General features: G+C 53.5%; 11 protein-coding genes. 5 read left to right on the top strand and 6 right to left on the bottom strand.

The window, feature by feature from the left end; genetic code table 11:
• Positions 1–31: 31 nt before the first annotated feature.
• From PFRI_RS13890 to PFRI_RS13875, 4 genes are all read right to left on the bottom strand, one after another.
• Entirely contained in the window at positions 32–526 is a 495-nt protein-coding gene (locus PFRI_RS13890; protein ID WP_072631299.1) for an SspB family protein, read from the bottom strand.
• A gap of 62 nt (positions 527–588) precedes the next feature.
• The gene (locus PFRI_RS13885; protein WP_072631298.1) at positions 589–1,542 is read right to left on the bottom strand and encodes a glucokinase; all 954 of its coding nucleotides are present in this window, start codon (positions 1,540–1,542) and stop codon (positions 589–591) included.
• Between the two features lie 23 nt (positions 1,543–1,565).
• On the bottom strand, positions 1,566–2,897 hold the full coding sequence (locus PFRI_RS13880; protein WP_072631297.1) for a GH1 family beta-glucosidase: 1,332 nt from the start codon (positions 2,895–2,897) through the stop codon (positions 1,566–1,568).
• A gap of 3 nt (positions 2,898–2,900) precedes the next feature.
• Positions 2,901–3,926, bottom strand: coding sequence for a substrate-binding domain-containing protein (locus PFRI_RS13875; protein WP_072631296.1), 1,026 nt, complete (start codon positions 3,924–3,926; stop codon positions 2,901–2,903).
• 255 nt (positions 3,927–4,181) lie between these two features.
• Between PFRI_RS13875 and PFRI_RS13870 the strand changes: the two genes are divergently transcribed.
• From PFRI_RS13870 to PFRI_RS13850, 5 genes are all read left to right on the top strand, one after another.
• The gene (locus tag PFRI_RS13870) at positions 4,182–5,468 is read left to right on the top strand and encodes an ABC transporter substrate-binding protein (RefSeq protein WP_072631295.1); all 1,287 of its coding nucleotides are present in this window, start codon (positions 4,182–4,184) and stop codon (positions 5,466–5,468) included.
• A 67-nt stretch (positions 5,469–5,535) separates the two neighbouring features.
• Positions 5,536–6,555: a carbohydrate ABC transporter permease gene (locus tag PFRI_RS13865; protein ID WP_072631294.1), complete on the top strand. Its 1,020-nt coding sequence runs from the start codon at positions 5,536–5,538 to the stop codon at positions 6,553–6,555.
• Positions 6,555–7,703: a carbohydrate ABC transporter permease gene (locus tag PFRI_RS13860; RefSeq protein ID WP_072631293.1), complete on the top strand. Its 1,149-nt coding sequence runs from the start codon at positions 6,555–6,557 to the stop codon at positions 7,701–7,703. Before PFRI_RS13865 ends, PFRI_RS13860 begins: the two co-directional genes overlap by 1 nt.
• 21 nt (positions 7,704–7,724) lie before the next feature.
• Positions 7,725–9,377: an alpha-amylase family glycosyl hydrolase gene (locus PFRI_RS13855; RefSeq protein WP_072631292.1), complete on the top strand. Its 1,653-nt coding sequence runs from the start codon at positions 7,725–7,727 to the stop codon at positions 9,375–9,377.
• A gap of 12 nt (positions 9,378–9,389) precedes the next feature.
• Positions 9,390–10,478 (top strand): ABC transporter ATP-binding protein, encoded by a 1,089-nt coding sequence (locus PFRI_RS13850; RefSeq protein WP_072631291.1) that lies wholly within the window; start codon positions 9,390–9,392, stop codon positions 10,476–10,478.
• Between the two features lie 54 nt (positions 10,479–10,532).
• Here the strand turns inward: PFRI_RS13850 and PFRI_RS21170 are convergent, their stop codons facing one another.
• Both PFRI_RS21170 and PFRI_RS13840 read right to left on the bottom strand, forming a co-directional pair.
• Positions 10,533–10,763 carry a hypothetical protein gene (locus tag PFRI_RS21170; protein ID WP_072631290.1) on the bottom strand — a complete coding sequence of 77 codons (231 nt, stop codon included), beginning with the start codon at positions 10,761–10,763 and terminating at the stop codon, positions 10,533–10,535.
• Positions 10,764–10,798: 35 nt separating this feature from the next.
• Complete coding sequence (locus PFRI_RS13840; RefSeq protein ID WP_072631289.1) at positions 10,799–11,878, bottom strand: methyltetrahydrofolate cobalamin methyltransferase; 1,080 nt, start codon at positions 11,876–11,878, stop codon at positions 10,799–10,801.
• Positions 11,879–11,890 lie beyond the last annotated feature (12 nt).

Raw genomic sequence — 11,890 nt, 5'->3', positions numbered from 1 at the left:
ATGCAATTAGAGAAACGTAAAAACAAGCCGCTTACTTGCGAAATGAATCCAAAGAGACGACATCAGCGTCCTTTTTCGGCTTTTCTTTTGGCTCTTGCGTGCTCGTGACAGGCTGCGCTTCTTCGCGCGCATCGCTGTCGACAGAATGAAGGCCATGTTCGTCTTCATCATCGTCTTCTGCTTCAAAGCGCAGACCAAACTCAACGGAAGGGTCAACAAACGTGCGCAAAGCATCAAACGGTATATTGAGCGGTTCGGGTGCGTCGCCAAAGTTTAACGTGATCGAGAATCCATCGTCGCGGATATCGAGATTGTCGAACCAATGCTGCACCACCACAGTCATTTCAGACGGGTAGCGTTCACGCAGCCAATCCGCGATGGCGACATCAGGGTGGCTAGTGTCAAAGGTTATAAAGAAGTGATGTTCCCCCGGGAGGCCATTGTCTCTGACGTCCTCGAGCACGGTCTTGATCAGTCCACGCATCGCGTTGTGCATGAGATGTCCGTAATCAATCGAATCTGACATGGTTGCCCCCAGCATTACCTTAGGCGAAGCATAGGCAGTTTCGCAGCAAACCAAAAGGGCTGTTACGTCGCGCCGAGACACTCTTGCGCATAAGAGGCGGCACCGACGAGGGCTGCATAGTCATCATCGACCACAGAAATCGAAAACTGCGCCATAAATCCTGAAAAACGGCCCTTGTCGGCAAAGCAGGTGCGAAAGCCGTGCTGATCCATATAGGGCAGCAGCGCACGTGCGACGCCGCCGACCAGATAAATGCCACCAAGGGGGAGATGCGCCAATGCCATATCACCAGCGAAATGGCCCAGCGCACGGATAAGAAGGCCCGCGGCAGTATCTGCGTTCTGATCGCCATTTCCGCAAAGTGCCATAACATCCGAGGCGGGCAGGTCTTGTCCCGTCACATGGCGATACGCGCGCTCTAGGCCGCGACCCGACATGATGTCTTCGGCCGCCACATGGCCAAGACGCGCTTCAAGATCATCCTCAAACGCACCAAGTGCTGCGTCGCGCGCGGAAAAACTGATGTGACCTGCTTCAGCAGCGGGTACATAGGTGTGTGTGCCAATGCGGTGGACTGGGGCGACATTCAGGCCAGTGCCTATCCCGATCATTAGACAAGGCGCGTCTTTTGAGGCTTCATCGCTCCTTTGGACGCTCTTCAGAGCATCAGGAGCAAGAAAGGGCAGGGCATGTCCCTGGGCTTGTAGGTCGTTGAGTAAAACACCCATCGCACCGCCAGTGGCCGCGCTGGCACTATCTGCGTCAATCGCCCAATCCAGATTGGTAAGCCGTCCCGAGCCGTCCTCAATAGGACCGGCAAGCGCGAGACTAACCGCATCAGGCGTGGCCCTTTGAGCGTCCATGTAATGGCGTAGGATATCCTCAAGCCCGCTGGACTTCGCGTTTTGATACCTCGTCACCGTCTGCGCGCGCAAAACTGTTCCGTCTAACAAAGCAACGCGCGTATTCGTGCCGCCAATGTCTGCGGCAAGGATGAGAGGGGCATTTGATGTCATAGGGTGCTCAATAAATGTTTGCGCTAGCGGCGCAAGGCGTCTTGGAGGGCATAGTAGGATGATTTTGGTGTGCGTACCAGCGTGTCAAAGTCCACATGCACTGCGCCAAAGCGTTTCTCATAGCCGAGTGCCCATTCATAATTGTCCATGAGCGACCATAGAAAGTAACCCTCAACAGGGGCGCCATCCGCGATAGCGCGTTGCACAGCGTGCAGATGTTGATCGACGTATGAGATGCGTTCCGGATCATTTACAGCACCGTCTTTCAGCACATCCGCATTCGCTAAGCCGTTCTCGGTCACGATGAGCGGTATATCCCTCGAGTACATCTCTTTTGTGCGCCTTAGGAAGTGATGCAGCCCATCGGGATAGATTTCCCACCCCATTTGAGTTTTCGGCAAAGGACCGTCTACTTCATCATGGGACGGCCATGCACCACCATTGGGTGCAATGCGTTTGCAGGTGTAATAGTTCAGTCCGACCCAATCGATAGGGGCTTGGATGGTTTTGAAATCATCTTGCCAGCCTTCAGGTAGATGCGGCTCAAAAGCTTGCAGAACACGCGCAGGGTAGGTGCCTTTGAAAATACCACTCAGAAAGAAGTGATTGTAGTACTCGTCATAGAGCGCGGCGGCTTCAATCGCTTCGGGCGTGTCATCGACTGGATGCGGGTATTCAAAGTTGAACACACCACCAAGGTTGCTCATCCCCAAAGCGCGCATACGCTCAATCGCGGTGCCGTGAGACAACAGCACATGATGCATCGCACGTGCCGTCGCACGAATATCGCGCAAACCGGGGGCGTGATGGCCAAGGAAGTGCGACAACCAACCCACGCACCATGGTTCATTGATCGGCGCCACAGAATGCATGCGATCGCCAAGCTTGCCCATAACAACGTCGGTGTAGTCGCCAAACCAGTTCGCGATATCGCCATTTCGCCAACCACCCATGTCAGCCAGCGGCGAGGGGAGTTCCCAGTGGTAAAGCGTCGCGCAAGGCTTCAAGCCGCGCTCTAACATTGCGTCGGTGAGGCGGTCGTAGAAATCAAGCCCCTCCGCATTCACTGCACCGCGTCCTTCGCGCATCACACGTGCCCAAGAGATCGAGAACCGATAGGCATCAAGGCCAGCTGCGGCGATAAGATCGAGGTCTTCTTCATAACGGTGATAGTGATCGCAAGCCCGCTGTCCATGTTCCGCGCGCACCACATTTCCGGGCGTTGCCGCGAAATCATCCCAGTGCGTGCGTCCGGCACCCCCAAACCCATGCCCTTCGATCTGATAAGAAGAGGTGGCAGTGCCAAACATAAAACCATCCGGAAAATTGGAGCGGCCAAGGCTGAATTTATCCATGTCTTAATCCTTATAAGGGCCGGTTGATTGCCCTGCGATCAGTTCTGCCTCTAAAAGCTCGGTCTCATGCGGGGCATCCGGGATATTAATCTGTCGCAAAAGCATTTCTGCCAAACGTACGCCCGCTGTGCGCACGGATGAGCGACAGGCAGTGAAAATCGGAACGTTTTGGCCATTGGCGAGGTAGCTGAGGTCATCGTCAAACGTGACAACCGATACGTCAGCCCCCATTTTCAGGCCACGTTCTTCGATCGCGCGACGAATGCCGAAGGCACAGATCATCGATGCGGAAAGAAAAGCAGAAGGAGCCACATCGCGCGCAAGCATCTCTTTGGCGCTATGATAGCCAAAATCCTCGGTCATCTCATCTGCGCGCATCAAGCTCGGATCAAAGGTTATGCCGCGTTCGCTAAGTGCACTCACATAGCCTTCGCGGCGCCGATAGGCGAAATCCATCGTCTCGAGCCCGTTGATCAAAGCGATCCGCGTGTGCCCAAGGTCCAACAAAAAATCCGTTGCGCGGCGAAAGGCGGACGTGTTGTTCACGTCAAGCCATGCGTAGGGATGTTCCTCGTTAGAGGCACGACCGTGCACCACAAAAGGCATCTCAAGGTCGCGCAACAATGGGATGCGTGGGTCGTTCATCAAAGGGGCATGTAGTACGACCCCGTCCACAGAACTGCGCGCGCTTAGGTTGCGATAGGCGTTCATCTCTTCATCGCCCGACACCACAGACATGATCAGATCGAATCCTTCGCGGGCATAGACTTCACCGACGCCAGAGATGAAGTCGCCAAAGATCGGATTTACCATTTCATGACGAAGACCAATTGGAATCACATGGCCAATCGCGCTTGCACGTCCTGTCGCAAGCCCGCGCGCACGTGCATTCGGACTGTAATTGTTTTCACGTGCAATTTGTTGAACACGCAGGCGCGTGGCCTCTGACACCTCAGGATAACCGTTCAAAGCACGGCTTACAGTTGTTTGCGACAATCCTAAGATCTCAGAGAGCTCTTTCAAATTCACCTGTGTTTCCTAACCTTACGGCACTTTTTACACCCAAAGCGCTTTCAATTTATCTTTGATAGACATGAAGAGGCCTGAACGTCAAAGGTCAATTTTTCAATCGGTGTTGTGACGATACGAAGTAAAACAAAGCAAAGAGCGCAAGGTTTAGGTTGACTCTGATACTTTTTTCGCAATCCTACGGCTCATCAAAGCGCTTTGGGCGCAGGATGAAAGGTTCGCAAAGAAAGCGGACGTTTGTTTGGGAGAACATTCATGAAGAACTATTTTTATGCGGGCACTGCAGCTCTTGCATTGACCGCTGGTCTTGCACACGCTGACGGTCACCTCGCGGGTGAACAGGTTACGGTCTTTGGTACGTGGCTTGGCCCAGAGCAGACAATTGTTGAAGAAGTGCTGTCTGTATTCGCTGAGAAAACAGGCGCGGACGTGCGCTACGTTGGCTCTGACAGCTTTGAGCAGCAGATCTTGGTTGATGCCGAAGCGGGTTCCGCGCCAAACATCGCGGTCTTCCCGCAGCCGGGTCTCGCATCCGACATGGCGGCACGTGGTTTCTTGACACCGCTCAAGGACGACATGGGTCCATGGATCAAAGAAAACTACGCAGCAGGGCAATCTTGGGTTGATCTGGGTACTTACGCAGGTGCGGATGGTACAGATAGCCTTTACGGCATGTTCTTCCGCGTCGATGTGAAGTCTTTGGTTTGGTACATCCCTGAGAACTTTGAAGATGCAGGCTATGACATTCCAAACTCTATGGAAGAACTGAAAGCGCTGACAGATCAAATCGTTGCAGACGGCGGCACACCTTGGTGCATCGGTCTGGGTAGCGGTGGCGCGACAGGTTGGCCAGCGACGGACTGGGTTGAAGACATGATGTTGCGCACACAATCGCCAGCAGATTACGACGCTTGGGTCGCAAACGATCTGAAGTTCACGGATCCTAAAGTCATTGCAGCCATCGAAGAGTTCGGCGCATTCGCCCGTAACGACGCTTACGTTGCTGGTGGTGCAGGCGCAGTTGCCTCTACAGACTTCCGTGACAGCCCTAAGGGCATGTTCGCAAGCCCCCCACAGTGCTACATGCACCGTCAGGCGAGCTTCATTCCGGCCTTCTTCCCTGAGGGCACATCTGTTGGCGAAGACGTGGATTTCTTTTACTTCCCAGCCTATGCGGAAAAAGAGTTGGGCAATCCGGTTCTTGGTGCGGGCACACTTTGGTCAATCACCAACGAAAGCGACGCAGCACACGAGCTGATCGCCTTCTTGAAGACACCAGAGGCCCATGAGGCATGGATGAAGAACGGCGGTTTCTTGACACCCCACAAAGGTGTTGATGCCTCTGTCTTCCCGGATGACGCGACACGTAAGATGAACGAAATCTTGCTTGGTGCGACGACCTTCCGCTTTGACGGTTCCGACCTGATGCCAGGCGGCGTTGGCGCGGGCTCTTTCTGGACCGGCATGGTTGACTATGCAGGTGGCAAAGATGCGGCTGAAGTTGCAGCTGGCATTCAGGAAAGCTGGGACGCTTTGAAGTAATCACTTACACAACATTGGCCTGTCCGTTACGCTACGGGCAGGCTTTTTCTTTGGGGGGAGAACGGCAATGCATCCAGCACTATTAGGTCTTGTGACCATCATCATGGGTGTCGGCGGCTGCGTCGGCTATTTCTGGCTCTCCAATATTGCCCTTGATAATTTCATCTATCCGCCACGTGGCCCGAATGCAGGGCGTAACATCAATCGCGCCAACATCGTGCGCCCTTGGCTCTTTTTATTTCCTGCGCTTTTCGCGCTGTCTGTTTATCTTGCGTACCCTGTGGTCGAGACGATCCGCTTGTCCCTGACAGAGCGCGTGACGCAATCCGATGGCTCCACCACTTACGATTTTGTCGGCTTTGCCAATTACGCGCAGATGATGGCTGAGGATAAATTCTGGGAAGCGCTTGGCAACAATATGATGTGGCTGATTGTGGTGCCTGCCTTGTCCACCGCATTTGGCTTGCTCGCTGCGCAACTCACTGACCGGATCGGTTGGGGTAGCATAGCGAAATCCTTGATCTTTATGCCCATGGCAATCTCTTTCGTTGGTGCCGCAGTGATTTGGAAGCTCGTTTACGACGCGCGTCCACCGGGGACAGAGCAGATCGGCATCCTCAATGCGATCTATGTTTGGTTCTCTGGAAACGAGCCGCAACAATGGCTGACAGTGCCATTCTGGAACAGTTTCATGCTGATGATTGTTCTGGTTTGGATCCAAACAGGTTTTGCCATGGTGATCCTATCCGCAGCTTTGCGCGGCATTCCAGAAGAGACCGTGGAGGCGGCGATTGTAGACGGTGCCAACCCGTTCCAGATTTTCTTCAAGATCAAGATACCCCAGATCATGGGAACAATTGTCGTGGTCTGGACGACGATCACCATCGTTGTTCTCAAAGTCTTCGACATCGTGTTTGCGATGACCAACGGACAATGGGAAACGCAGGTTTTGGCTAATTATATGTACGACAAACTGTTCCGCGCCAATGATTGGGGTGTCGGGTCGGCCGCTGCCATGGTGATCATGTTGCTGGTCACGCCGATCCTTGTGTGGAACGTCTATAATGCGCGTAAGGAGATGAAGTAATGGATAACATTGCTGGCACGAAATCCTCGCTCACATGGGCGGTTCATCTCTCAGTTGTGGCTTTGGTCGCTTTGTGGTTGTTCCCGACGGTTGGCTTGCTGGTGTCTTCGTTTAGAACCGCCGATCAGATCGCCACGTCTGGCTGGTGGAAATCCATGTTCCCGTCAGAGCAAAACCTGACCCTACGCACGGACGCACCTGAAACGCAGGCGCAGATTGATGGCTTATACGTCATCGAAGGCAAACTGTTTGAAGAAGGCAAAGACGCGACAATCAGCGTTTGGGGCATTTCAAGCCGCGCGATTGCTGACTTTAACGCGGGCGACACGGCAGAATTGCGCAAAGGCGGCACCGTGACGGTGCAGGCCGATGGCAGCTACCGTATGGAAAACGCAGAGCCGTTCGAAGGGTCACGCGGTTCCCGCATTTTTGTGACCGCCGAAACGCCGCCTGAATTCACTTGGGCAAATTACAAGAACGTCCTGATCACGGGTGACGCCACCGACAATATGACCAAAGCGTTCTTTAATACGCTGACCGTCACAATCCCTGCAACGATCATCCCGATCCTGATCGCGGCCTTTGCGGCCTATGCGTTGGCGTGGATGGATTTTCCGGGCAGGGCTCTTTTAATTGCATTCATTGTCGCGCTCTTGGTCGTGCCGTTGCAATTGGCACTAATCCCTTTGCTACGCCTGCACCTCGGCATCGGCATCGGCAAAGGCTATCTGGGGGTTTGGCTGGCTCATACAGGGTTCGGATTACCGCTCGCGATCTATTTGCTGCGAAATTACATGGTCGGTCTACCGCGCGATATCATTGAAAACGCGCGCGTCGACGGTGCCACTGAGTTTCAGATCTTTACCAAGATCATCCTGCCGCTCAGCTTTCCAGCACTCGCGTCCTTTGCAATCTTCCAATTCCTTTGGACATGGAACGACCTGCTCGTCAGCCTCGTGTTCTTGATCGACGCCACGGGTGAAACCACTGTTATGACCAAACAAATCGTTGAACTCTTAGGCACACGCGGTGGCAACTGGGAGATCTTGGCGACCTCTGCCTTCGTATCGATATCTGTGCCACTCTTGGTCTTCTTCGCAATGCAAAAATATCTCGTACGTGGGCTGCTCGCTGGCTCCGTTAAGTAAACTCTATGGACTGTTAAGATTATGAACGCTCTTACACAAACACTCAGCCATGCTGACAAGGCGAGCAACCCAGATTGGTGGCGCGGTGCGGTGATCTATCAGATTTACCCGCGCAGCTATCAAGACAGCACAGGCAATGGCACTGGCGATCTCGCGGGTATCACACGCCGCTTGTATCACGTGGCTTCGCTCGGGGTTGATGCAATTTGGATTTCGCCGTTCTTTACATCCCCGATGAAAGATTTCGGCTATGACGTCAGCGATTACTGCGATGTGGACCCGATGTTTGGCACATTGGCGGATTTTGACGCCCTGATCTCGCGCGCCCATGAGTTGGGTCTAAAAGTTATGATCGATCTTGTGCTGTCGCATACCTCTGATCAGCACCCTTGGTTCGCACAAAGCCGTATCTCGCGCGACAACGCAAAGTCGGATTGGTATGTTTGGAGCGACCCTAAGCCAGATGGCACGCCGCCAAACAACTGGCTGTCGATCTTTGGTGGCTCTGCGTGGCAATGGGATGGGCGGCGTGAGCAATATTATCTGCACAACTTCCTCACATCACAGCCTGATCTAAATTTCCATACTCCAGCGGTTCAGGACGCTTTGCTCGATGCGACGCGATTCTGGCTAGAGCGCGGCGTAGATGGCTTCCGCCTTGATACGATCAACTTCTACTTCGCGGATAAAGAGCTGCGCGATAACCCCGCGCTGCCAGTTACAGAGCGTAATGCGACCATCGCACCATCGGTGAACCCTTATAATCACCAACGTCATGTGTATTCCAAGAACCAGCCAGAGAACCTCGCGTTTTTAGCGCGTTTCCGTGGTTTGCTCGATGAATACCCCGGTGCCGCCGCCGTGGGCGAGGTGGGCGATGCTCAGTTCGGACTTGAATTACTGGGAGAGTACACCAAGGGCGAGACAGGCGCGCATATGTGCTATGCGTTTGAATTTCTTGAGAAATCCCCTCTGAGTGCCGCACGTGTAGCACAAGTGTTTGAACGCTTTGATCGCGTCGCAAGCGATGGCTGGGCCTGTTGGGCTTTGTCCAACCATGACGTGATCCGCCACACTACACGCTGGGACCTCAGTGCTGATGCACAAAAAGCGTACCTTATGTTGCTCTTATTACTGCGCGGTTCAGTGTGTTTGTACCAAGGCGAAGAATTAGCGCTTCCAGAAGCGGACGTGGCTTTCGAAGACTTACAAGACCCTTACGGCATCGAATTTTGGCCCGAATTTAAAGGGCGTGACGGATGCCGTACACCCATGCTCTGGGAACCCTCGAATGAAGCGGGCGGATTTTCATCGGCCAAACCTTGGCTTCCGGTGTCTTCTGAACACCTAATGAAATCGGTTGGTGCGCAAGAAAGCGATCCGGATGCGATGCTGCATTTCTATCGTCGCGCGTTAGCTTTCCGCGCAGAACATGATGTTTTGATCAAAGGGGATCAAGGCGTTGTGCGCGCACAAAACGACGTTGTGATATTCGAGCGCAGCTCGGATGCGTTGCAACTCACATGCGCCGTCAATCTGTCAGAGGATGTGAAGACCTTCACGCTTGATGGCACCTACGCAGATGTCGCAGGACCACTTAGCGGCGCGCAGCTTGACGGCATGACAGTCACTTTAAAACCATGGGGCGTGGCCGTGCTGCGCCGCGCAAACTAGGAGAAACGGATCATGGCTGATCTTAAACTTACGGGCGTGGCGAAGACATATGGCGGCACGGTAGATGTTTTGAAAGACATCAACCTTGAGATTGAAACAGGCGAACTCATTGTTTTTGTTGGCCCTTCCGGCTGTGGCAAGTCCACGCTTTTGCGCATGATCGCAGGCTTGGAGAAGATCACCGGCGGCACACTGGAGATCGAAGGGCAGGTGGTCAACAACGTCCCCCCCAGCCAGCGCGGTGTCGCGATGGTCTTCCAAAGCTACGCGCTTTATCCGCATATGACGGTGCGCGACAACATGGCGTTTGCTCTGAAATTGGCCAAGAAAACGCCCGCTGAAATTGATGAAGCGATCACGGCCGCAGCGGATAAGTTGCAACTGACGGATTACCTTGATCGCTTGCCTAAAGCGCTCTCAGGTGGTCAGCGTCAGCGCGTCGCGATTGGCCGCTCTATTGTGCGTGATCCCAAGGTCTATTTGTTTGACGAACCACTCTCAAACCTGGACGCCGCCTTGCGTGTCGCCACGCGGATCGAGATTGCGCGCTTGAAAGAGCAGATGCCAGACAGCACGATGATTTATGTCACGCACGATCAGGTTGAGGCGATGACGCTTGCGACACGGATTGTGGTCTTGGCGAACAAAGGGATTGCTCAAGTCGGCACGCCTCTGGAATTATACGAGCGGCCCGAGAATGAGTTTGTCGCGCAGTTTATCGGCTCGCCTGCGATGAACCTGATGCCGGGAAAAATTGTAGAAACAGGTGCTGTGACAAAAGTCGCCTTGGACGGCGGTGGTGTTGCGCTCTCGAACGCGCCAAGCGTTGCGGGTGATATGGGTGCCCAGGTAAATATCGGTGTGCGGCCGGAAGATTTGGTCGAAGCGAGCGGTGATTTCATTTTTCAGGGTAAGGTCGATTTTGTCGAAGCTCTCGGAGAAGTCACATTGCTCTATTTTGAAAGTGACGGCATTGAAAATGCTGTGATTGGCAAGTTACCGGGGACACATAAAGACGTCCGTGGTAAGACTGTTGCATTGAGTGCTGTACCTGAAAAAGTGCAGATTTTCAAAGATGGAATGTCACTACATTACGCGTGACATCGATTTTTCTAGAAAAATCGTGCACACAAATTTTCTAGAAAATTTGATTCCTTAAATGACCAAATGAACTGGTTCAGAATTACAAATGACGATCAGATGGTTACGCGTTTCCAAAAGCCGAAAACCGCACCGCCTGACTTCGTTTTCAAACCTTGCGCGGCCAATCTCTTGATCGACCCAAAGCGTCTTGCGCCGGATTACGCTACCATTCTGAACTGACTTTGCAGCGAATACAGCTTTTAGCCAGTCTTTGGGTTTATGAGAGAGGGTGCTGCCGTCCATAGGCAACACCCTCTCTCATCATCGTAAAATATGTGTTAAGCGCGGCGGCGCCCACCTGTGCGACCTGCACGACCACGACCTTCTTGGCCCGCTTTAGGCGCAACTTTGTTGGCTTTGATCCATTCACCACCACCTTCGTCGTTGTTTGTTAGGAAGTTGGCCGCGCGAATGGCCTCCATTTCCTTACCGGAACGCGGTTTGGTTGAGCCGATCCCAAACATCTGACAGAACGCCTCATCATCCATGCCTTCAGGTATAATGATGCCAGCTGCGGCAACTTCAGCACGCTTTTCAGCGATCTTGGTCGGGCCCGTTGCCAACGCAACAGGGTTCATAATCGCAGAGGTCATGCCTGCCGCCATAGCCATAGGTAAAAACGCGTTGTTGATGCCGTGACGATTGGGCAGGCCAAAGGAAATGTTGGACGCGCCGCAAGTCGTATTCACACCCAATTCTTCGCGCAAACGACGCACAAGCGTGAAGACCTGCAAACCCGCCGTGCCCATCGCACCAATCGGCATGACAAGCGGGTCAACTACGATATCATGCGCTGGAATACCGAAATCAGCAGCACGTTCGACGATCTTCTTAGCAACCGCAAAACGCACATCGGGATCTTCGGAAATGCCAGTGTCATCGTTGGAAATCGCAACAACTGGAACGTTGTATTTCTTGACCAATGGCAAGACGAGCTCAAGACGCTCTTCTTCGCCTGTAACGGAGTTCAGCAAAGGACGACCTTCAGCAGCGGCCAAACCTTGCTCCAACGCGCCTGGGACAGAGCTGTCGATACAGAGCGGACAATCGGTGACTTTTTGCACGACTTCGATCAGCTGACGCATCAACGTTGGCTCAACAAAATTGTTGTCCGCATAACGCGGGTCTTCTGCCATGAGACCAGAGAACACCGCACCAGAGTTGATGTCGAGAATATTTGCACCCGCCGCGACCTGCGCAATGGCATCCGCCTCAACGCGGGAGAAATCGCCGCGCTCTAACTCTTCGTTCAGGATCTTGCGGCCAGTGGGGTTGATCCGCTCACCGATCACGCAGAACGGCTGATCGAACCCCATGATGGCCGTTTTCGTTTTAGACTCAATTACTGTGCGCGTCATGTCTGTCGATCC

This window comes from Planktotalea frisia (assembly GCF_001890925.1).
GTDB lineage: Bacteria > Pseudomonadota > Alphaproteobacteria > Rhodobacterales > Rhodobacteraceae > Planktotalea > Planktotalea frisia.
The sequence above is the reverse complement of the archived record's forward strand: the minus strand, read 5'-3'. Positions and strand labels throughout refer to the sequence as shown.

Excerpts from the sequence above, each read along its gene's own strand:
- PFRI_RS13890 (WP_072631299.1), bottom strand. The coding sequence starts at position 526 with ATGTCAGATTCGATTGATTACGGACATCTCATGCACAACGCGATGCGT.
- PFRI_RS13885 (WP_072631298.1), bottom strand. The coding sequence starts at position 1,542 with ATGACATCAAATGCCCCTCTCATCCTTGCCGCAGACATTGGCGGCACG.
- PFRI_RS13880 (WP_072631297.1), bottom strand. The coding sequence starts at position 2,897 with ATGGATAAATTCAGCCTTGGCCGCTCCAATTTTCCGGATGGTTTTATG.
- PFRI_RS13870 (WP_072631295.1), top strand. The coding sequence starts at position 4,182 with ATGAAGAACTATTTTTATGCGGGCACTGCAGCTCTTGCATTGACCGCT.
- PFRI_RS13865 (WP_072631294.1), top strand. The coding sequence starts at position 5,536 with ATGCATCCAGCACTATTAGGTCTTGTGACCATCATCATGGGTGTCGGC.
- PFRI_RS13860 (WP_072631293.1), top strand. The coding sequence starts at position 6,555 with ATGGATAACATTGCTGGCACGAAATCCTCGCTCACATGGGCGGTTCAT.
- PFRI_RS13855 (WP_072631292.1), top strand. The coding sequence starts at position 7,725 with ATGAACGCTCTTACACAAACACTCAGCCATGCTGACAAGGCGAGCAAC.
- PFRI_RS13850 (WP_072631291.1), top strand. The coding sequence starts at position 9,390 with ATGGCTGATCTTAAACTTACGGGCGTGGCGAAGACATATGGCGGCACG.
- PFRI_RS21170 (WP_072631290.1), bottom strand. The coding sequence starts at position 10,763 with ATGGACGGCAGCACCCTCTCTCATAAACCCAAAGACTGGCTAAAAGCT.
- PFRI_RS13840 (WP_072631289.1), bottom strand. The coding sequence starts at position 11,878 with ATGACGCGCACAGTAATTGAGTCTAAAACGAAAACGGCCATCATGGGG.